The organism is Pseudomonas sp. Leaf58, from assembly GCF_003627215.1.
Lineage (GTDB): Bacteria > Pseudomonadota > Gammaproteobacteria > Pseudomonadales > Pseudomonadaceae > Aquipseudomonas.
The window spans coordinates 189,265-208,464 of record NZ_CP032678.1; the positions used below are offsets into that span (position 1 = coordinate 189,265).

Annotated in this window: 23 protein-coding genes; 18 read left to right on the forward strand and 5 right to left on the reverse strand. The window is 56.3% G+C overall.

Annotated features, from left to right (window positions below):
* The first annotated feature begins 8 nt into the window (after window positions 1-8).
* The 5 genes from DV532_RS26180 (at window position 9) to DV532_RS26200 (ending at window position 2,377) form a co-directional block, all read left to right on the forward strand.
* Window positions 9-746: an NAD(P)-dependent oxidoreductase gene (locus tag DV532_RS26180; RefSeq protein ID WP_120715424.1), complete on the forward strand. Its 738-nt coding sequence runs from the start codon at window positions 9-11 to the stop codon at window positions 744-746.
* Window positions 743-961, forward strand: coding sequence for a hypothetical protein (locus tag DV532_RS26185; protein WP_120715425.1), 219 nt, complete (start codon window positions 743-745; stop codon window positions 959-961). Before DV532_RS26180 ends, DV532_RS26185 begins: the two co-directional genes overlap by 4 nt.
* The gene (locus DV532_RS26190; protein ID WP_056799602.1) at window positions 954-1,193 is read left to right on the forward strand and encodes a hypothetical protein; all 240 of its coding nucleotides are present in this window, start codon (window positions 954-956) and stop codon (window positions 1,191-1,193) included. The genes DV532_RS26185 and DV532_RS26190 overlap by 8 nt, the downstream gene beginning before the upstream one ends.
* A gap of 75 nt (window positions 1,194-1,268) precedes the next feature.
* Entirely contained in the window at window positions 1,269-1,925 is a 657-nt protein-coding gene (locus DV532_RS26195; protein ID WP_056799599.1) for a hypothetical protein, read from the forward strand.
* Window positions 1,922-2,377 (forward strand): GNAT family N-acetyltransferase, encoded by a 456-nt coding sequence (locus tag DV532_RS26200; protein ID WP_056799596.1) that lies wholly within the window; start codon window positions 1,922-1,924, stop codon window positions 2,375-2,377. The genes DV532_RS26195 and DV532_RS26200 overlap by 4 nt, the downstream gene beginning before the upstream one ends.
* A 426-nt stretch (window positions 2,378-2,803) precedes the next feature.
* Here DV532_RS26200 and DV532_RS26205 read toward each other — a convergent pair whose 3' ends face one another.
* Window positions 2,804-4,006, reverse strand: coding sequence for a hypothetical protein (locus DV532_RS26205; RefSeq protein WP_056799593.1), 1,203 nt, complete (start codon window positions 4,004-4,006; stop codon window positions 2,804-2,806).
* 38 nt (window positions 4,007-4,044) lie between these two features.
* Window positions 4,045-5,193 (reverse strand): hypothetical protein, encoded by a 1,149-nt coding sequence (locus tag DV532_RS26210; protein ID WP_056799592.1) that lies wholly within the window; start codon window positions 5,191-5,193, stop codon window positions 4,045-4,047.
* Window positions 5,194-5,358: 165 nt separating this feature from the next.
* On the opposite strand from DV532_RS26210, the gene DV532_RS26215 reads away from it, so the two are divergent.
* The 9 genes from DV532_RS26215 (at window position 5,359) to DV532_RS26255 (ending at window position 12,581) form a co-directional block, all read left to right on the forward strand.
* Entirely contained in the window at window positions 5,359-6,234 is an 876-nt protein-coding gene (locus DV532_RS26215; protein WP_056799589.1) for an MBL fold metallo-hydrolase, read from the forward strand.
* Window positions 6,221-7,483, forward strand: a complete 1,263-nt coding sequence (locus DV532_RS26220; RefSeq protein WP_056799586.1) for a F390 synthetase-related protein — start codon at window positions 6,221-6,223, stop codon at window positions 7,481-7,483. The genes DV532_RS26215 and DV532_RS26220 overlap by 14 nt, the downstream gene beginning before the upstream one ends.
* Window positions 7,480-7,707 carry a hypothetical protein gene (locus tag DV532_RS26225; protein WP_056799583.1) on the forward strand — a complete coding sequence of 76 codons (228 nt, stop codon included), beginning with the start codon at window positions 7,480-7,482 and terminating at the stop codon, window positions 7,705-7,707. Before DV532_RS26220 ends, DV532_RS26225 begins: the two co-directional genes overlap by 4 nt.
* A gap of 76 nt (window positions 7,708-7,783) precedes the next feature.
* Entirely contained in the window at window positions 7,784-8,542 is a 759-nt protein-coding gene (locus DV532_RS26230) for a hypothetical protein (RefSeq protein ID WP_056799580.1), read from the forward strand.
* 31 nt (window positions 8,543-8,573) lie between these two features.
* The gene (locus DV532_RS26235) at window positions 8,574-9,410 is read left to right on the forward strand and encodes a hypothetical protein (protein ID WP_056799577.1); all 837 of its coding nucleotides are present in this window, start codon (window positions 8,574-8,576) and stop codon (window positions 9,408-9,410) included.
* A 398-nt stretch (window positions 9,411-9,808) separates the two neighbouring features.
* Window positions 9,809-10,729: a hypothetical protein gene (locus DV532_RS26240; RefSeq protein ID WP_120715426.1), complete on the forward strand. Its 921-nt coding sequence runs from the start codon at window positions 9,809-9,811 to the stop codon at window positions 10,727-10,729.
* Between the two features lie 20 nt (window positions 10,730-10,749).
* Window positions 10,750-11,178 carry a hypothetical protein gene (locus DV532_RS26245; protein ID WP_120715427.1) on the forward strand — a complete coding sequence of 143 codons (429 nt, stop codon included), beginning with the start codon at window positions 10,750-10,752 and terminating at the stop codon, window positions 11,176-11,178.
* Window positions 11,175-11,933: a hypothetical protein gene (locus DV532_RS26250; protein ID WP_056799570.1), complete on the forward strand. Its 759-nt coding sequence runs from the start codon at window positions 11,175-11,177 to the stop codon at window positions 11,931-11,933. The genes DV532_RS26245 and DV532_RS26250 overlap by 4 nt, the downstream gene beginning before the upstream one ends.
* Before the next feature lie 96 nt (window positions 11,934-12,029).
* A complete protein-coding gene (locus tag DV532_RS26255) occupies window positions 12,030-12,581 on the forward strand; it encodes a hypothetical protein (protein WP_056799567.1) in 552 nt (183 codons plus the stop codon).
* On the opposite strand, the gene DV532_RS26260 is transcribed toward DV532_RS26255, so the two are convergent.
* Together DV532_RS26260 and DV532_RS26265 are read right to left on the reverse strand one after the other, a co-directional pair.
* Window positions 12,578-13,933: a hypothetical protein gene (locus DV532_RS26260; RefSeq protein WP_056799564.1), complete on the reverse strand. Its 1,356-nt coding sequence runs from the start codon at window positions 13,931-13,933 to the stop codon at window positions 12,578-12,580. The two genes, DV532_RS26255 and DV532_RS26260, sit on opposite strands and share 4 nt — an antisense overlap.
* A gap of 11 nt (window positions 13,934-13,944) precedes the next feature.
* Window positions 13,945-15,291: a hypothetical protein gene (locus DV532_RS26265; protein WP_056799561.1), complete on the reverse strand. Its 1,347-nt coding sequence runs from the start codon at window positions 15,289-15,291 to the stop codon at window positions 13,945-13,947.
* A 183-nt stretch (window positions 15,292-15,474) separates the two neighbouring features.
* Here DV532_RS26265 and DV532_RS26270 point away from each other — a divergent pair, with 183 nt between their 5' ends.
* From DV532_RS26270 to DV532_RS26280, 3 genes are read left to right on the forward strand one after another with little or no spacing between them, the layout of a single operon-like run.
* Complete coding sequence (locus DV532_RS26270) at window positions 15,475-16,167, forward strand: hypothetical protein (protein WP_056799557.1); 693 nt, start codon at window positions 15,475-15,477, stop codon at window positions 16,165-16,167.
* An 18-nt stretch (window positions 16,168-16,185) separates the two neighbouring features.
* Entirely contained in the window at window positions 16,186-17,067 is an 882-nt protein-coding gene (locus tag DV532_RS26275; RefSeq protein ID WP_056799553.1) for a hypothetical protein, read from the forward strand.
* Between the two features lie 29 nt (window positions 17,068-17,096).
* Window positions 17,097-17,519, forward strand: a complete 423-nt coding sequence (locus DV532_RS26280) for a hypothetical protein (RefSeq protein WP_156675967.1) — start codon at window positions 17,097-17,099, stop codon at window positions 17,517-17,519.
* Between the two features lie 234 nt (window positions 17,520-17,753).
* Here DV532_RS26280 and DV532_RS26285 read toward each other — a convergent pair whose 3' ends face one another.
* Window positions 17,754-18,689, reverse strand: a complete 936-nt coding sequence (locus DV532_RS26285; RefSeq protein ID WP_056799547.1) for a DUF3883 domain-containing protein — start codon at window positions 18,687-18,689, stop codon at window positions 17,754-17,756.
* Window positions 18,690-18,813: 124 nt separating this feature from the next.
* On the opposite strand from DV532_RS26285, the gene DV532_RS26290 reads away from it, so the two are divergent.
* Window positions 18,814-19,191, forward strand: coding sequence for a hypothetical protein (locus DV532_RS26290; protein WP_056799544.1), 378 nt, complete (start codon window positions 18,814-18,816; stop codon window positions 19,189-19,191).
* Window positions 19,192-19,200: the final 9 nt, after the last annotated feature.

A 19,200-nucleotide genomic window follows, 5' to 3' on the forward strand; every position in this document is an offset into this window, starting at 1 on the left:
AACAAGCCATGCTGTTGGTCACAGGCGGTACCGGATTTCTAGGGCGCAACTTCCTGGAGCAGACTCAGGAGCCGTGCATTTTCACAGGCCGAGATCGGACAAAAGGCGAGGAGATTGCCCGTGCCACTGGCCATCGCTTCATCCCGATTGACCTGACGCGCAGCACGTTGAACGAGGTGGAGGATCTGGGGCCCATTACTGGGATTGTGCACAGCGCGGCTTTGTCGTCCCCCTGGGGCACCTACGACAACTTCTTCATCAACAACTACCTGGTTACCCGGTTATTGCTCAACTTCGCCCTCAAGCAGGGGGTTGAGCGGTTCGTGCACATTTCGACGCCAAGTTTATATTTCGACTTCAAGGATCGCACCATGATTCCTGAATCGTTCAGGCCTGACCGTCCCGTGAACCACTATGCGGAGACCAAGGAGCTGGCGGAGGCAGAAGTCTTGCGCGAGTCCGCCAAGCTGCACACCACCGTGCTACGCCCAAGGGGCATTTTCGGCAAGTACGACACGACCATTTTCCCACGCCTGGTGACGCTGGGCGACAGGGGCGGCATCCCGCTCGCCCGCAAGGGTCAGGCGGTGGTCGACATCACCCATGTGGACAATGTGGTGCACGCCATTGAGCTGGCACTCAAGGGTCACCATAAGTCTGGAAACGCCTACAACATCACCAATGGCGAGCCGATGGCGGTCATTGACCTGATCAATCACTTTCGCAGGTGCTGGGCCGTCAGATGAAGGTCGTGCACGTGCCTGGGAAGCTCATGGGGGCGATTTCGAGGGCGCTTGAGCTTGCAGGCAAGGTCTCGGGGCGCGAGCCTGGCTTGACCCGTTATACGGCGGCTCTGCTGCGATATGACCAGACCCTGGACATTACCCGCGCCAGGGGCGAACTCAATTACCAACCTATTCGCAGCATCCAGGATGGGCTCATGGACTATGCGCATGTCTGAACCCACTGCAGCAATTCAATCGATTGAACAGCGCCGGCACGACTGGCTTGCTGAACGTAGCCGCTGGGCGAGTGTGTCCGTGGATTTTGGCCCTGGCGGCTATTACCAGAAGCATCGGGTGGTGTGGCATGTCCCAGGCGCGTGGCTAACCGAGGAGGGTCAGTCGTTCGAGGAGGCGGTCGACAAGGCGATGAAGCGGGATGCGGCGCGTGGCGCCAATGATTCGGTTTGAGGCCTGGGTGAACCACTTCTGGGCACTGGCTCCGTGATTTTCTCAGTGGGTATGCTGGTAAAAAAGGAAATGCCCATGAAAACAACACCAGCTGAACTGTCCGGCACGCTCGTAAAGGGGGCGGACGGCACCCCCTTGATCGTGTATCGCGGTGAGCGGGATCGAAACAGTCGGCCAGGCTTTCATACCCGACTGCCCTCCCTGTCGTTTGGGAGTCTTGAGGCGGCCCAACAATACGCCGAGGGAAGCTACCCAGAAACCGCCAGCGACCCGCGTATTTTTGAATGCTACCTGAATATACAGAAGCCGCTGTTCAACCGGGAGGATCCGTTCATCGAGTTCCCCGAGATGGTGGCGGTGGTGGGATTTGAGTTGGCGCTGAAGCTGGCGATCCGCTACCAGGATTACGCCATGAACACCGATAACTGGCGTTGCCACCTAGATCCCAATGATAGCTACCACGGGGTAGCGGATCTCTATGCAGCAGAGCCCGACAAGCTTGAGCAGCTGTACACCAACATCTTCCCCATCCTGGACGACCCCGAGTTTGTGGTGGCGGCCAAAGCTGCCGGCTACGATGGCGCCATTTACCACGGAACAGGCGCCAATCTGGCCGAGCTGGAGTACCGGATTTTCGATGCAAGCCAGGCCTACTGCGCCAGAACAGGGAAATGTTTCGGGGTGTTGGCTCGGCGCCAGCGCGAAAGGAATGATGAGGGGCTGGCACCATGATGCAGATTATCGATATCTGCAACGAAGGGGGTTCGCTTTCCGGTTATATTGTCGATGCCAGCCAGCCCAACCTGGAAAATTACCTGAGCGTTCACACCAACCTCAGCCGGGCAATCATGCTGCACCTGCGCCATCGCGGGGAGCGGGTAGCGCTGCTGGCAAACCTGTACGTGGAGGAAGCCTGTCGCGGACAGGGTCATGGTGGCGAACTGGTGGATCGGTTCTGTCAGGAAGCTGAAGCCGGAGGCGCCACCGCCTATCTGCTCATCTGCGACGAGGCAGAGACCCAACTCGATGGTTTTGAGCTATGCCAGTGGTACGAAGCGTTCGGTTTTTGCACGGTGTTCAAGACCTCCCAGGGCCCGCTGATGGTCGTTCCCGAGGCCTTGTGTAACAGCTTGGCTGAGTTTCTTGGGGTGGGCGCTGAGCCCGATGAGGCGTACGAGCCCTAGCGACTGCTCGCTGGCCGGTGGTGTGGCGTTCGCTCAGTCCCAGAAATACACCGATACGAGCTCAGCCGTTAGCTCCCGGACAACGAAGGAGCCAGTCAACGCGCCGAGGAGCACAAGCGCAGGAGGAGAGGCCTCATTGAGGACATACAGTGCGACCAACACCGCCGCTAGACCACCCAGAAAATAACGCATAAAACCTCCCAGTCACCTTTTAACTGAAATTGATGATACGTGGCCTTGCCAAAATGTCAATTGAGGGCGGGGCGCACCAGCTGCTACCGCCCCTAGCAGAGCATGCCCGTCCCTGGCGCAAATGCCTGGCTGAGCTTGCGGGGCGGGGAAAGTCCGATAGGGCGTATCAACCTAGAAGCCTGTTTTTTTGATCACAAACAAAGATCCTCCCGGAAAAGCTATACAGGTGGTGGGTCAAAGGCCGATATCCGAGGACAGCTTGTCCTCCATGAAGCTGGGAAACTCCCTGAGAAGAGCCAAAGGAAGCTTGCGAATACTGATGATTTGCCGCCTGGCGTCACTGCAATCCATGCTGAGCGATGCGATCCATTTCAGCAACACACGGGTTTTCTCATGCACAAGTGGGTCTCGACTCTTGCCCGCCTGGCCATACACGGCTTTGAGCGCCGCTCCGACATTTCCGAGCTGGGTTTTCAGGACATCCTGTTCATCATCCCGTGAACGCCTAGAGTCTTTAACAAGGAAAGCCTTTAGCTGATCTGCCGTAAAGCGAGGGGATTCCAATACATACGCCATGGCAGGAAGCGCATGATGGTCTTTGCCCAGATTGGTGAGAGCCCGATCAACCAAGGTTTCCTCGATGGCAACACCCATCTCTTCGGCCAACGTGAACTGCCGAACATTATCTCGGGTTCCTAGAATCGCAGGGTACATCGATGGAGCCAGCTCTACAAAACCGAGAGCATGGAGTTGCTGAACGACCGGGAACGGGATTAGTGCTTCTGTTTCACTGGGCAAGCTTCCAGATCGATAACGACTGAGACGTCTAGCAATATAAGTAATGACCACGTCTTTGCGGTTTATCAGTACCTGGGCCACGGGCTCACTTAATTGGCCCTTGATGTACTCTTTTTTTCGCTCACTCCAAATGCTATCAAGCCCTGTAAGCGGGCATCCGAACTTCTCGATCTCTGCTGTGGCTACGTTAGCCAGGAAGTAATCCAGCACTTCGGATTTTGCTTCTTGTTGGTCAGGCTTTGAGAATTGGTTCAATAGCTGCAAATGAGATGCGTGGTCTTTTGGCCAGAATGTAAGGCAGTTTCTCGCCAGCATCTTGCACAGCGCGGCAGACATCTTATCGGTGCCAGCATTCCAGATCAGATGCGGGGTCGGAGCCACCCGCTCCAGCAGCAAGCCAAGCGCCTGCTCGGATAGATGCCCTTTTATTACGGCAGGAATTATCTCCATCGATTTGAAGAGTTCGCGCAAACCCCCGTTGGCGATCTCGACTAGGTAAAATTGGCCAGTCGAGAGCGCTTCCACCATGCCTTCGGTCAGCACATCCAGGCTGGTTTTCAGCAGGCCTGCGTCATTTCGCTGGATAGCCTGCTGCACCATCGGCAAGGTTTGGTCAAATTGGTCTTTCAGCGTTGCCATGGTAGAAGCCTTCGTGTGAGCGTCGAGAGTCAGGGTATTCATAGGCCAAGATCGCGGCAGAGGTGGTGCTCGCGACACACCGGGTTGGACAGGATCAGGTCTTTGAGTTCCTGAGGTAGGGACGGGGCGGACAGCAATTTTCCCGAAACATTGGCAAGGTCGATGTTTCCGGACAACATCCTGGAAACCGCCGCCATGAGTTTGTCTCGCAGTTGCTTGTCGGTGGAATAATTATCCATACTCACCCGCCGGGAAATAGCAATTGCCATGTTATTGCAATGATATTCAGAATTTTCAGGAAGCAGGGCTTTAAAAAGAGTGGCGTTAATGGCTGAGTCGCGGAACAGATGGGCGTACGTAGCCAGGGGCGCCTGCCCGGTCTTCAGTAGCAAAGGTGACAGCAAGGTGTAATCAAATGCATGACCTTCCTGTTTCATGGCCTTAATGATAGTGAAGTCCAATTTATCATCGATCACATCCATGATTGCCTTGTCCGGATAGAGGCTGAGCCCAGCCTTGGACATTTGCACCAACCATTTAGGCGGAAGATTGTTTGTATGTTGCTGCTCAGCCGTTTCATTGAGGTAGTGCTGATGCTTTGTCAACACAGCGAGGGTGCTTGCGTCAAGGCAGTGATCCTGGTCGGAGGAAGAACCTTTTTTAAGGTACGAAATGGCGGTCATCGGCGAAAATCTGCCGATTGACCCCCTTCCCGGATAATCCTTCGATACGCGGGTAAGGATGGCGTCGAATACCATGTTGAATGCCTTCAGCTTGTCCTGCTTGGCAGCTGATCGGCAGAAATCAAAGAGATCGGCCAGGTGCTGGTCTTCGCGCCGGATCACACTGCTGGCGAGTGCGTCCATGAGGCGTTCGCTCAGCCCAGTGGCTTTTGCCGCAGCGAGTGCAGGATAACTGAATTCTCGCAAGATCAAGGCTAGGCTGTCATCGGACAGCTTGTACTCGGCATGTTTTTCCAAGGGCCTGGACTGGAGAATCCTGGCGTCGAATTCATGCTGTACCTGCTGGCACAGCGGGAGGCCGCCAATCGATTCCAGGCTTATTTTGAGTGTGGCGTACATTTCAATCCCATCGGCAATGATGGCGCAATTGTCCTTCGCGATGCCGGTGCTGATGAGGCGGCAGGCACTGCCCAGGATGCTGGAGTCGGAAAAAACAGGGGGCATGTCAGTAACTCATGGGGGCTGTGCTTTCAGTATGCCCTGAGCGGAAACTCGTCAGGAAGGCCTGGGCCGGGTGGCGGGGAAATTTAAGGTGGCACCCCCGAGACAATTATTCGAGTTATCTGTATATTGCCTTCTCAGCGTCGCTCAGCCCTCAGTGAACTCTCGATGATTGATTACAACCCGATCAAGCAATTCAAAATCTACCAGGCAGGCCATTGCACGCACCCAGGATGCGTGGCGGAGAAGGGCTGTGGCATCGAGCCCAGAGAATTCCCCGCCTATGTCGCCCTGATTGAGCATGAGCGCTACGGCTTGATTCTGTTCGACACCGGATACGACCCGGAATTTTTCGTGCAGACCCGCAGCTTCCCGGAGAGCCTGTACGCCCGCACCACGCCTGTGACCCTGCCCGTGCCACTGGTTGAGCAACTGCTGGCCGATGGCATCGATCAAAAGGTCATCCGCCATCTGGTGCTGTCCCACTTTCATGCCGACCACATCGCAGGCCTCAAGCGCTTCACCGAGGCCACCTTTGTGGCGGATGAGCGAGGTTATCGCAAGCTGATGACGATGGGGCGTTGGCGCCAGGTCATGCAGGGGTTCCTCAAGGGCTTGTTGCCCAGCGATTTTGAAAGCCGCACCGCGTTTGTGAATGACTACCCCGACTCCGTTCGCTCCATCCTGCGCCTGGATGCCTGGAAGTATTGCAACCTTCAAGCAGCGCCGCTGTTCAAAGATGGTAGCACCTACCTGGTCAACCTCCCAGGGCATGCTGCAGGACATATCGGCCTGCTGTTTCGTATGAACGGCAAATGGGTATTGCTGTGTGGAGATGCGTACTGGACGCAGGGCAATCTCGATCCAGGTGGAAATGGCAGGCCGAGCTGGCTGGCGCGCTTGATCATGGACAGTCCACGGCAGTTCGACACAACCCTTGATGCCATTGTCCGGCTGCGCCTAGATGCTGGCGACCGGCTGAAGGTAATCGGTTCACATGACAGCTCCATTGCCCAAGGAAATCCAACCCTTGAATTCGTTTAACATCCTCAAGCACTACCTGTGGCACCGTTTTGCCAGCTTCGGAAGCCGTGAAGCCTTGGAACACTGGCAGGCCAAGCAGATCGACAAGCACCTGCACTGGGTGAGCCTGAATACCCCGTTCTACGCCCGCTGTGGCGGCAAGCCTCTGGCTCAATGGCCGACCATGAACAAGGCCACGATGATGGCCAACTTCGGTGCCATGAACACCGTAGGGCTGACCGATGACGAAGCTTTCATGTTCGCCCATGAAGCGGAATGCCAACGGGATTTCGGCAAGAATTTTCGCGGGGTCACGGTTGGCTTGTCATCCGGGACTTCGGGCAATCGTGGCATCTACCTCGCCTCCCAGGCTGAGCGCGAGCTGTGGGCGGGGGCCATCCTGGGCAAGATGATGCCGGATCTACTGTGGCGCAAGCACCGGGTTGCCTTGTTCCTGCGCGCCGGCAGCACACTGTACGACACAGTCAAATCCCGGCGTTTGCAGTTTCAGTTCTTTGACTTGGCCAACACCATGGAGGCCAACCTGGTGCAGTTGAACCAGTACCAGCCGGACATCATCTTCGCCCCCGGCCAGGTGCTCAAGCTGCTGGCCCAAGAAGCTGAACACCTTGTTTTTGCCCCCAAACGCATCATCGCATGCGCTGAAGTCTTGTATGACGACGCCGCCCATGCGGTGCGCACTGCCTGGGGCGTAGAGCCCGAACACATCTATCAGGCCACCGAGGGCTTCCTCGGCTGCACGCAGAAAGGGGTCTTCCAGCTCAATGAGGATCTGGTGCATGTTGAGCCGTTGTGGCTGGATGAAGCCAAGACGCGGTTCAAGCCATTGATCACGGATTTTCGCCGGGTCTCGCAGCCGATCATTCGCTACGAACTCGATGACGTGCTGGCCATCAACCCCGAGAGCCGCACGGTCTTCCGAGAAATCGCCAAGGTCGAGGGGCGCTGTGACGACATCCTTGACGCCTTGACGATTGCCGGCCATAGCGTGCCGCTGTATCCCGACTTTTTGGTCAGGGCGGTACTGTTCCAAAGCAGTATCGACCAATTCCAGATCGTGCAGAAATCGCCTCAGTGGCTAATCGTCCGGTGTAAGCCTGAGGACAATGAGCGGATTGCCCGGATCCTTCTCGATGTGTACCAAGCGCGTGGGCTGATTTCCCCGGTCATCCAGCATGAGCCGATGACCCATGATCCGCTGGCCAAGCAGCGCAGGGTGGTGAAGCTGCCCAAGGCGGTGGTGGCATGATACCAAAGCTCATTCAGCGTCTCGTGGGCCTTGTGCGTTGCCTGTTGATGGGGGCGGCCTTGGGCTTGGCTTACCCTGCGCTGGTCTATCAGTATCGCAGCTGTCGGAGCTGGATGCGGTTGATTCCTGGCTTCAGGCGGCTGGCTTCACTCGCCACAGGGTTCTTCCTGGTCTATGTGGGGCTGGTCAGCCTGGCGGTTATGTCCATGGTGGGCGCGCTTTGACCCTGGACATCAGGTACAGTAGGCGCACCCGCGCACGCCTGCCTGGTGGCGCCTACCCCTTTTTGAGTTCCCTATCATGAGTTTTGCCTACCTGGCCTTGAAGCGACTGCGCGGTGGACGGATGCAATTGGGTCTCAAGTCCGCAGCGCGCAAAGAGTTTCAACCCCTCGTGCTGTGCATGTGGTTGCAGGCCATGGTCAATCAGTATCGCAATGCAGTGATCCCGGTCGAGCTGGAGCCCGTGGCGGAGTGCTTTCTCCAGGAGCATGAAGCGGCCATCGAGCAATACAAAGCGGGACTCAGCCCCGCAGGCGCGTTGCTGCTGGCGTCCATCCTCCTTGCCTGCGAAATGCCTACCACCCATGACCTGGATGAATGCCTGGTGCTGATCGACCTCGCTGCAGCTCATGCGGCCAGCCTTTCAGCGCGCCCCATTCCCAAGCTCCCCTTCCAGTTTTCCACACGCAAGCATCCAAGCTCGCCTCGCGAGCGCCTGATGAGCATCAAGGGCGATGTGGTGGGGAGTTTGGGTTTTGAGGCGGCGTGCCTGGTCTCCAGTGCGATCAAAAGTGCTTTGGCAAGAAACCTGGGGGTCACAATCACCTTGATCAATGGCACGGCTGTGTTTGGCGGCGATTACTGCCGGCGTCGCTTGACGCCTGGATTTGCAGACCTCCAGACCTGGCAGTTGTACCGCTTCATGGTGCAGCACCTCTGCGAACGTTTGGAGCTTTCCCAGGTCAAGGCCTCCATTGGCGTCATCAAGGTGCTGCACGACTATTTCGAAGCGCTGCAAACCCCAGAAACCGTATACCCCAACAACGTGATCCACTGATGGGTCGGCTTGCCTGGCTGGAGAGGATGTTATGACAAAGAGCGCAAAGATGTTTGAGTGGTGGCTGTGGGAGGACAATGCTGATACAGCGCTGGAGCCTGTAGGCGGCACGCTGACCGTTGAACAGACCGCGAAAATGCTCGGCATGTCAAATCTGGAGGTGAGGGTAAGAATTGAGGAGCGCTCGATCCTGTCGATCATGATCGCTGACTTGAACTCAGAATCCATCCTGATTCCAGCCTTCCAGTTTGTAGGTGCCGCGCATGTACCGCATTTCCATGACTTGTGGGATCGGCTGGATCCTGGGTGTCGGGTGGAGCGGATTTGCCAGTTTTTTGCCCACGAAACGTTCGCCGACACCGGGATGCGCATTATCGATGTATTGCGAAATCGCCCCTCGGCGGATGTGCTTCAGGAAATTGTCCTGCAGGCGGACGCGTTCAAGGACTGGTGTACGCAAAGCGAAGTCGACCACCGCAAAACCTTCTGTATTACGTCCGATCCCAGCCTGCTGGCGATCAAAAACAACACGGTCGCTTACCCTGGTGAACAGCTCGTCGAAGCCTCACCTCAGACGCAGCAGGCCACTGGGCGCTTGAGGGCCGTGCTGGGCAAACTGATGGGCCCTAACGCCAGGAAGGTCGGTGCGTTGGTGAAAGACCTCGTGCTAATGCCCCTGGAGTGGTTCTGGGTGGTGCTGCTATTGGCGGTTGGTGGGTTAGTGTTCCCAGTGTTGCTGACGAAATGGTGGAAACATCGCTCCTGGCTGGTGCTTACCGATATTCTGGTTTTCATGTTTATTGGAAGCGGGGTAGTATTCGCCCTGTACGTTGCCATGATAATGGGGTGGTGCGTAGGCTGGCTTTAATACCTTCAATGGGGCATGGGGACAGGGTCATGAAAAAAGGTATAGTTTGGGTGCGCCATTCTCTGGTCGCCGCCGTGGCTGCCATGGCATTCCAATCTCAGGCATCTGCGGATGCCGTCGTCAAAAATTTTGTAGTTACTGAGGCCACCTCTTTAGCCCCCGTGCAATTTTGCATGCCGGAGCATACGCCTTTTTGGCGTCAGGGCGTTTGCTCTCCGGTTAGCCCTGAAAAGTACCTCCAAACGCTGTGCCCAGGCGCGACTCTGCGTTCACTGGCGCCTACGCCCTATGACAGAGCTCCAAAAACAGTGGCTATCGGTTACGAACCGCCTCTGGGTGGGTGCAAGCCCTCTGACAAGGCACAGGGCCAATAACAAAAAACGTTTGAGGGCAGGGACATGAAAATTTTGATTACCGGCGCACGTTCCTACGTCGCCTACTACTGGGCGCTGGCGCTCAAAGACAAGCATGAAGTCATCTTCGCCGATAGCATGGCCATGGCCTACTGTCGCTTTGCCCCGTTCAAGGCAGCCTTCTTCAAGGTCGCGCCACCCGCCCAGGATTTCTGGGGCTTCCGCAAAGACCTTGTCGAGCTCGTCCTCAACGAGGCGGTGGATCTGATCATTCCGACGTGCGAGGAGGTGTTCTTCATCAGCGCCTTCAAGAATGAGCTGCCGTGCAAGGTCTTTTGTGCCGACCATGCGCTCTTGGCCACCTTGCACAACAAGTTCACCGTGTTCGAGACCCTGGGCTTTGCCCGCGCCGTGAAGTTCCCAGAAACCCAGCTGATACGCCAGCGTTCTGACGTTGACCGCTCGTTCAACTCGATCCTCAAGCCGGTGTTTTCCCGTTTCGGCGCGAAGATCATCACCGACATCAGCCTGGCCGAGCAAGCCAAGCTGGATGTGTCCTTCCAATGGGTGCAGCAGCGCAGGCTGACCGGTAGGTCGCTGTGCAACTACGCCATTGCGCTTGACGGGCGCATGCTCGGTCATGTCTGCTACCACGCCAAGCACCGCATCAAGCATTCCTCGGCGCTCTACCTGGAGCCGATGGAGAACGAGGCCATCACCAATTTCACCCGTGCCTTCATCGCCAAGCACAACTACACCGGACAGATTGCCTTCGACTTCATCCAGACCGATGACGGCAGAGTCACCGCAGATCTGTCTCAAAACCTGGCCCAAGCTGACCTGGGCGTCTACATGATCGAATGCAACCCACGAGGCACCAGCGGCATCCATCTGATGGATCTGAGCACGATCGCCCCGGCGCTGTTCGAAGATGGCCCGGCGATTCAAAACCACTGGAGCCGGTAGCGTTCAAGTTCCCGCTGCGGATGTACCGTTGCCTGAAGCTGTTGGAGACCCGTGTGGGTGCCTTCTTTGGTGCCGAGCTCAAGCGTGCCAGGGACGTGCTCAGCCATCCAACCCATCCTGTGTCATGCCTGGCTACCCCGGCAGCACTGGTAGAGCTCCTGTGGCGCCGCCTAAGGCGTGGCATCAAGTTGACTGAGGCCTCGACCTACGACATTGAATGGAACGGCGAGAAGCTGCCCGAGGGTGCGCCTGCGGGTAGTTTCAGCTACTGGCTGGAGTCAGAGAGCGATCGCGAGGTTGTCTACCGCTATGGTGTCAGCGGCAAGGAGTTGGGCTTGATCCACCTCGACCGAATGACCGGTGGTTATCATCTCCTAGAGGTTGCCCAGGGTGATGAGGGTGGGGTTGAGGGTGAGGCTTTGGGTCAACTACTGGTGCAAGCACCATGACCGATTATGAACAACTATGGTCACGGGCCTACGCGAATGCCCCGCATGTGTCAGACATCAGTCAGCCAGGCGGTGGGCTGTGTTCAACCCTGCTTGGCATGCATGCGTTGTCCTGGGTTAAGGCCCAGTCCAAGGACATAGCCCGGAACTGGTTGGCGGATACCGCGCTCAAGTACCTAACGGCGACTGAGGCCTTCGAGCCAATACCCCTGGAGGTCAAGGACGGCATTCACAGTTCGCTGAGTTATGCCGGCAACTGGGTATTGCATTTGATGTCCCTTCAGGTGCTCTTGCACCCGAGTCGAGCGCCGGTCAGCCAGTGGGGCTTCATCGAGCAAGGGGCACTCGATTACCCGGGGTATTGCTCCAACAAGCATGTCGCCGGGCTCATGGTTGAGATCACGAGCTGTGCGGTGTATTTCATGGGCAAAGGCGTTGACATCGATCTTCAGATGTTCATCGCCAGGTCATGCGCAGTCCTCAATGAGCGCTCATCCGCCTTTGCCGGGGAATCCAGGGTTCCGGCGTTTGCGATCTTCTGTCCCAAGGAGTGGCCGGTAAAAGAGGAGACTCAGACTTTTGTGGCTGAAGCCGCCAGATTCATTGCCGAGAACCCCGAACGCGTTCAGTTCCTGAAGGGGGTTGGTGAAAATGCCTTGAAGCGCCTGTTTGCGACTTATGACATGAAGACGCTTGGGCCCTTTTTAAATCAGCGCCAGCTGGAAAGTAAGTTGTCTGAGGATCTTGGCCTCTAGAGGCAGGTCACATTTTGGCAACAAAGAGCGCTGCTTATATTCAATAAACCTACACTCCGTTGGCATACTGGTTAAAACAGCTTGTCGGAGTGGGTAATGAACAATGTGCAACAACTGACTCAGAGTATTGAGCGAGTTGTCGAAAACTGGCTGGGGGGTGAACCCGCCCGAAATGCCAAGGAAATCGTGGATGGTGTTGCTCGCTGGGGAACGGCCAGGGACTTCATCAGTGATGTCTACAACGATCTCTGTTCGAAGGTGAATCTGTTCGAAATCGGAGTGGGGCAGGTGCGCTTCGGGGATCTGATCAGCAAAGTGCCGGGCGATGATTTCGTGTTCGACAAGGCGCATCTGCGGGCGCTCTGGGCAACGGGGCCGATCCCGCCAACGATCACCCTGGATGACCTCGATGAACAAGCGCAGAGCATGTTCTACGCCTTCAGGCACCATGAGTGGATCGTGCTTGACGGCAAGCACTTCGATGCTGAGGCGCCACGGGGGGCCAACAGCGTGCTGCAACTCCCATTCTTCCAGCGTCATCTGGATCACATGCAGCAGGAGAAGATACGCCAGTCACAAGCCGATCGGTTGCCGGAGCACCTGATGACCTGGACGGGCGAGTTGAGTGACGAAGACTTGCCGTTCTAGAGTCCCAATTCGACACCCAGCTGGTGCTCAACACTCTGATCGGACATTTTCTCCAGAAACGCTTTATCGGGAAAATGTTTGTAGAGCGTTTTCAATTGATCGTCATTCAAGTCCAAACTCTTGAAGGCTTCGACAGACTCGGCCAGGATCAGGAAACTGGATTTGTTGACAATTTGTGGGTTTTCAGACCCATTGTGTTTCAGCAGCGCCCCTAAGTATTGGGGGCGAGTGAAGGCATCTCGGTCGAGAATATCCAGGATTTCCCCAGGGGAAAGCGAGGCGCAATGCTTCATGAAGTAGTGTTGAATGCTCATGCCTTGTTGAACCATGGCCTTGGCGATCGATGCAAGGATGCGGTTGAATTCCGGGTCAATGGGGTCTCTCTCGGCACCCACCGTTGCGGCGATCAGTTCACTGATCTCGTGCTTGAAATGTGCAAGGAATCGTGGGAACTGAGGATACTGGTGCAGCTTTTTGTCGACACCATCTATCGCCAGGTCTTCCGTGCGCAGAAGCCCTGTGTTCGGTTTCCGGTAGGTGACGCCGCTTGTTGGACATTTGACGGTCACAGGCAGGTGCTCGGGCGCTATCCGATACTGCTGAATGGCGTTCTTGTCAAAAAATTTGGAAACCCCTTCTCGGGACTTGGCGATTGCCAGGATTTGATTGGTTGTGCGCTCGAACAGCTCGCCCATCGACACACCATCCGAAACGCCCATGGCCACCCTGACCTTGGAAAATGGGTCGAACTTGAATAGCGCCAGGTTGCGATCAATGGCGGCCCTGACAACCAGCTGGGACTTGGCGCGCTGGGTAAGCTGATGCACCGTGTCTTCGTCATCAAACAGCAGGGCCAATCGCATGACATCGACATCGCCGAAGGCAAGGTCTTTCAGCAGGTCGGCTCGGTTGGAGTCTTCGACATCAAGGATAACGGCATAGGTATTGGCCAGGTTGATTCTGCAGACTTCCCGGAGCATGTAGTTGAAGTCAAGGAATTCGTTATCATAGTCTCTGGTGATTACTCTGCTGTACCTATACAGTGCATTCCAGTCAGGTGCTGGAATGCTCAGCGCGTAGGCGATGTTGCAATTAATGATATGGTCTCGTGCGTAGTCGCGGGTTTCCTCTCCCATTTCCTCAACTATGTCTTGAAAGCTCTGGCCGCGCTGCATGCAACGCCTGATTGCCGCCTGGGCATTCAGTTGCACCGATCCGTCGAGGAAGCTGGAGTAGAAATCAAGCCCCGTGAATTGATCCGAGATGAAATCTTCAGGCTTGTGAGGCTCGGCGATCCCCAGAATGGTCATGCCATTTCGGTAGGTGAAGGCGGCGGTGTGGTTAGCAGGCATGGTGTTTGTCCTCAAAGGCCCAGGCTTTCCGAGAGGTGTGATTCAATGCCGTGACTGCTCAGGCGTTCAAGGAAAATGGGGTTGCCAGTAGACTTGTGAGCACTGGACAGCTCATGGTCATTGCGTGCTGCCATCAAGATATCTTCTGTTGGCACTTGCTTGAGCAGTTCCGAGACCATGAATGCTTTGAGTGGGTAGTCCTTAAGGCGCTTACCCTGCAGCAACTCACGAATGCAGTCGATGTAGCCGCCACCCGGCTGATCGAGCCTGTCCAGATACTCGGCATCAGACTTGCCGCAAAGGCCTCGAATCACCACCTCCTTGAAGGTAATGCCATGGCTTTGCAGGTCGGTGATCAGCCGACTGAGGACGGCCTTGCGGGCGTTGCAAGCAGGGGCTTTGGCGCGATTGAGGGTGGTGCACAGGTCTATCATCACGCCACGCGTGTTTTGTGCCAGGTACTCCTGGTAACGCGGCAGATGATGCAGAGCCCGGTCAATCAAGGGTTTCTTGAAGCCTACTTCGCTGGCGTAGCCAATGTCAGGTTCATCACCCATCCTTGCTGGTTCCAGGCGAACGCGCACAGCATGCAGGGCGGGATCATCTTCAAATACGGCGAGTTGGAGCCTGATCCTGGCTCTTACCTCAGTCATCAACATTGGCTTGCCACAGGCGTGCTCAAAGCGGACTTGAGACAAGGCGTCAAATGGCGTTTCGGCCAGCAATTCCGCAACTTCGATGTCGATTTTTTCGTTATCGTAAAAGAGGCATTCCAGGCGCCGGGTCATTGCCGGATCGTCGCAGGCGATCGCCAATCTGAGCAAGTCCAGCTTGTGATAGCTCGGGTTGGTCGCGCCAGACCCCCACTTTTCCGTGGGGCGGCTTCTCAGGATCTTGTATAGATTGAGCAGGTTGTAATCCTGGAGAGGAAAGCTGGCTTCCTCCATGACTTTTCTTACGGCAGTTCCAGGCGCCCCCTGACAAATGGAATCAGCGTAAACAAGCAACCTTTCGTAGTCGGGCGCAGGGATGGACAGCGCCAGCGCCAAGTTTATGCCAACAATTTCTTCTTTGTTGACCTCAATGTCTTTGCGCATATAGGATATCTCAGCAGGAGAGTAATCCTCTTTAAGAACGAGCGTGCGCCAATCAAGCTCCATGGAAGAAAAGATATCGTCGAGTGAGGTATTGTTCTTGGCGAAGACTCTCAATGCTTCCTGTGCTTGGCGCTGAAGAAACCCATTGAGCATCTTCTCAAGCCGAAAGCCTGGCGCGGCATGTTCCAGAACCGGATCAGTAAACTTGAAATGCTCGGGATCGAGATTCACTAGGCCATTGGTGAGTACGATGCAGGTCACGGCTGATGCTCCGATATGTGCGGTTTGCCCTGTGTGAAACGCATGCGTCCTGTTCAAGGCGAATAATCCCATGATAGCGGTGGCGGCGGAGCGCCTACAACACGCAATGGGGGTGGGCAGGGGCTTTCGTGCCGGCCTTCTCAGCCGGTATTATTGATATATTGAACACTGAGTCATGAGTCGATGGCCCTCAATTCCCAGACCTACACCCAATACAGCCCCCATGACTGCATCGAGGTGCTTTGGGCTGGGCGTGATCCTGTGTCCAAGCGAAGGGTTGAACTGGCTCGTGATGTGGCGTTGGGCCAAGACGAAGACTGCTGGCGCAGAAGCTTCTATGCTCTCAGTGGGGTTAGCCAGTGGGGTTCTGACGTGTTCCAATGCCTCCACTTGCTGCGCCCTGACATTGACAATGAGACGTTCCATACTGCATTCAGTCATGCCATTGCAGAGGCGTGCTTTCGCACCAGTCCCTCGCGCTATCTGATGTTTGTGTGTGCCCTGAAGAGCTGGGGCGATCTGAGCGCCAAATACTTGAAAAATCCAGAGCCTAAGGCGCGTATTGTCGAAAGGGTGCTCGACCGGATGGCCAATCATCCGAGATTTCGCCCGATCAAATTGGATTTTTTGCTCGTGCCAAAGACCCATGAATATCGCAACCTGAGGGTTGAGCGCTTCAACATGGATCCGGCACCACTGATGCAGCATTTCATCGACAATTCCGTGCAGTTCGATGCCATGTTCAAGAATCTGTTTGGCAAGCGCCTGACGTGGGCCTTGAATAACCTACCTGCCAAGGCGATCGACGCCTATTTTGATCGACACCCGGATTCCGACAAATTGGCCGCTCGCCTTGAAATCCAACTTGGGTTGTAACCCTGGAGAATAACAACAATGAGCCTTACCTGGTACAACCTGCAAAAGCAGTTCAACGCCCAGATCCACGCCGATGACTTCGACCTGGAGAAGGCCGTTGCCTGCCGATTCGACTTCGGGGAGCGGGCCTCGATGCGCGATATTCTCGGGTTGGCAATCCACGACTCCCTGATCGGGGAACCTGGCGCCAAGCCTGTCAATATCTCGGTAAACCGCAGCCTGGAAGTGTTGGCGGAGTGCGCCCCACGCGACCTCTTCAAGGCCAATTTCCTGATCGCCAATGGTGGCTTCGCAGATCCGGAGGTTCTGGAGCGCCTGTGCGGCGCTTCTGGCCCCCTGGCAATTGATGTGCAGGAGCTCAATTGCGGGCCAGAGCGCAAGGTGTCGATGAACCTGGAGTGGAAGGGGGATTGTCACTTCAATCCCAAGTCGGTGCGAATGGTGGCAGAGCACCTGTGGGATTGGGTGGATTACCAGTACAGTCTGCGGGATGCCCTGACCCGCTCGCGCAGCGCGCCGATCGTGGGTGAGCTGTTGAGCTTCAAGCCCATCAGTGATTTTTGCGCCAATTCGACGTTCTCAACAGAGGCCCTGGAACATCCTGCCGTGCTTGCCATGATCCTTCGCAATGGCCATTTTGAAAACGGCCAACAGGGTCAGGCACTGCGCGCCAGCATTCTGACTGGTGATCGCGCCACGGTCGAGGGCATGACCAAGCTTATCTGCAAGGGCATCACGGCCCTGCGCGATGATTACAGCGTTCGCTCTCAAGCCGGTGTGTTCCAGTCGCTGTTGCAGACCTATTTCCCTGGGGGTGAGGGCGCAGACCCCGCGCTGTTAAAGCTTGCCAACCGATCTTTTGAGCGTATATTGGACGACTCGACTTTGCAGATGGGATGAGCTTCATGAAGGCAGAAGACTTCGACAAGGTGCTGATCAAGGTCAGCAACGTGTATACGATGCCGGGCGACGAGCCTGAGGCCAAGCTTGCCTTCAAAATGGAGGAGGTGCTGGCCTACGAAACCGACAAGATGTACAAAACCGTCGACAATCAGCGGATCGCCAAGACCAAATTGCTGAAACCGGTCAATCGCTTTCAAATGCTGATCCCGGTTTACGAGGCTTACTGCCTGCCGGGCGATGAGCAGAAGGCGGCGGAAATCATTCGCAACCTGCTGGAGCCGAAGCTGGATGAGTTGCTGGGGCATATTCAAGCCATCATCAGCGCGATCAAAGGCGGTGTTCAGCTGTTCGACGGCCCTGCCTACTATGCCCGCAACATGGCTATCAGTGATCAGAATCGCGCTCGCCGAAAGGCCCTTGAGGAGCAGCAGGAATCCCAAAAACCTTGAGGGCGGTCGGCATGGGGTGCTTTCTGCAAGCACCCAGGCCCTGCTCGCCAACCTGATGCCCGTTCCAATTCAGACTTCCGGCCAATGTCATCCAAACCTGATTGAAGACAACGTGCTTGAGACAACTGTCCCTACAGACCGCCCGCGACGTCAGCGGCGCACCCTTGTGCGATCGTCCGCAGCGGTGACTCGACGCCAAGGGTGGGGCGCCGGGACGCTGGCGCCCGCAACTGCTTAAAGTACCTTCTTTGTCACACCTTCGTAGGCGAACGGCGTCAGGTCAAACGTCTCATAGACCTGATCGAAATCGAGGAGGTGGCCAACCGGCTCGTCCAGCGCTCCTGTGACCACAAACAACCGCCAGCGCGGGTTCTCGTGGTAGTTATATTCATTGCGGGTCAGGAAGAAATGGGGCGTATCCATGCTGGTGCCCTTCACTTCGACATGTAGTTGCTCGCCGGTAACTCTGTCGCTGAACAGCAGGTCGAATCCCAGGTTCAGGCTGGAGACGTCGCCAATGTCGTACAGGCTGTCGAACATCGTGTAGGCATGCTGCATGGCCGCCAGCTCCACCTGCTTCCGGTGCTCGGCATCCGGAAACTTGAGAAACGGCGGTCTTTCCTTGGCCCTGTCAGGCTGGCTACCCACGATGCGCTCGGCCAGGCTGGCCAACTCCTCGCGCCAGGGCTGATTCTGCTCATCGCGGTTGCCCCGCACGTACAACACCGGGGTGCGCTTCATATGGTCGCCGCTGATCTCGATCTGCCGATCTTCCAGGGGGATGAGGGTCGCCTTGTCCGCACTGACTACGTAGCTGAAGTGGGCTCCATCCGCATCGAGCGGGAAGGGTACCGTCCCATACTCGGGGCGATCGGTGAACTGCCGTTCAAAAGTAGCGTTCTCGTAGTAGCCAACCACCGTGATCGGGCCGTCGCCATCGCGTGCGGCGACAAATATCAGTGTCCAGCCACGACTCTCCAGGGGGCGTGGCGTTGAGAAGTGCGCGCCAATAGGGTGGATATACGCGTAGTAACGCCCATCCGGTGCCTGAAGGAAGTTGAAGCGCTCGTGCGCTTCGGCATAGCGGTTGATGTGCTGATGACGCCCCACCACCTCTTCGCCCCGGTAATCGATGGCCCAGCCCGTCTTAATGAATGCAATTCGTTCCATACCAGGCACTCCCAATGTCAGGAGCGCCAGCCTAGGCCGCATTCCCCTGAGGGTCAAGCGAACGTATTCGCCCACCTTGATTTCGGTTATGATCTCGCACTAATTCAAGCCAAAAGGATTTCTCATGTCGGATGCGAACACACCGGTCAGGCACATACGCCACGACCCAGCCCTGCGGTTTACGGTGGTGGCGTATGCCTATGAGCACTATGTCGAGTATTCCATCTACGACATTGTCGGCTTCAAGGATGGCAACGATGATACTCCGCTCTGGCAACGAGCCGGATCTCACACCAGCCCTGATTGCGTGGAAACTCTGGATCAGGCGGAGGTGTACTTGAGTGGTTCCGTCAAATGGGATGGCTGCAGCAACTGGAAATTCGACGAGCAGGATCGTTGCATGCTCCATGCCTGCAGCCGGGAAGGCGTACTGCGCTACGGCCTGGTCATGGCGTTGTGCTGGGATTGGATGGACGAGATTTGCCCGCGCTGGTGCCCTTGAGCGCCAGGA

Excerpts from the sequence above, each read along its gene's own strand:
- DV532_RS26260 (WP_056799564.1), bottom strand. The coding sequence starts at position 13,933 with ATGCCTGCTAACCACACCGCCGCCTTCACCTACCGAAATGGCATGACC.
- DV532_RS26270 (WP_056799557.1), top strand. The coding sequence starts at position 15,475 with ATGGCCCTCAATTCCCAGACCTACACCCAATACAGCCCCCATGACTGC.
- DV532_RS26290 (WP_056799544.1), top strand. The coding sequence starts at position 18,814 with ATGTCGGATGCGAACACACCGGTCAGGCACATACGCCACGACCCAGCC.
- DV532_RS26285 (WP_056799547.1), bottom strand. The coding sequence starts at position 18,689 with ATGGAACGAATTGCATTCATTAAGACGGGCTGGGCCATCGATTACCGG.
- DV532_RS26255 (WP_056799567.1), top strand. The coding sequence starts at position 12,030 with ATGAACAATGTGCAACAACTGACTCAGAGTATTGAGCGAGTTGTCGAA.
- DV532_RS26250 (WP_056799570.1), top strand. The coding sequence starts at position 11,175 with ATGACCGATTATGAACAACTATGGTCACGGGCCTACGCGAATGCCCCG.
- DV532_RS26215 (WP_056799589.1), top strand. The coding sequence starts at position 5,359 with ATGATTGATTACAACCCGATCAAGCAATTCAAAATCTACCAGGCAGGC.
- DV532_RS26185 (WP_120715425.1), top strand. The coding sequence starts at position 743 with ATGAAGGTCGTGCACGTGCCTGGGAAGCTCATGGGGGCGATTTCGAGG.
- DV532_RS26190 (WP_056799602.1), top strand. The coding sequence starts at position 954 with ATGTCTGAACCCACTGCAGCAATTCAATCGATTGAACAGCGCCGGCAC.
- DV532_RS26205 (WP_056799593.1), bottom strand. The coding sequence starts at position 4,006 with ATGGCAACGCTGAAAGACCAATTTGACCAAACCTTGCCGATGGTGCAG.
- DV532_RS26230 (WP_056799580.1), top strand. The coding sequence starts at position 7,784 with ATGAGTTTTGCCTACCTGGCCTTGAAGCGACTGCGCGGTGGACGGATG.
- DV532_RS26275 (WP_056799553.1), top strand. The coding sequence starts at position 16,186 with ATGAGCCTTACCTGGTACAACCTGCAAAAGCAGTTCAACGCCCAGATC.
- DV532_RS26195 (WP_056799599.1), top strand. The coding sequence starts at position 1,269 with ATGAAAACAACACCAGCTGAACTGTCCGGCACGCTCGTAAAGGGGGCG.
- DV532_RS26235 (WP_056799577.1), top strand. The coding sequence starts at position 8,574 with ATGACAAAGAGCGCAAAGATGTTTGAGTGGTGGCTGTGGGAGGACAAT.
- DV532_RS26200 (WP_056799596.1), top strand. The coding sequence starts at position 1,922 with ATGATGCAGATTATCGATATCTGCAACGAAGGGGGTTCGCTTTCCGGT.
- DV532_RS26225 (WP_056799583.1), top strand. The coding sequence starts at position 7,480 with ATGATACCAAAGCTCATTCAGCGTCTCGTGGGCCTTGTGCGTTGCCTG.
- DV532_RS26240 (WP_120715426.1), top strand. The coding sequence starts at position 9,809 with ATGAAAATTTTGATTACCGGCGCACGTTCCTACGTCGCCTACTACTGG.
- DV532_RS26210 (WP_056799592.1), bottom strand. The coding sequence starts at position 5,193 with ATGCCCCCTGTTTTTTCCGACTCCAGCATCCTGGGCAGTGCCTGCCGC.
- DV532_RS26245 (WP_120715427.1), top strand. The coding sequence starts at position 10,750 with ATGTACCGTTGCCTGAAGCTGTTGGAGACCCGTGTGGGTGCCTTCTTT.
- DV532_RS26180 (WP_120715424.1), top strand. The coding sequence starts at position 9 with ATGCTGTTGGTCACAGGCGGTACCGGATTTCTAGGGCGCAACTTCCTG.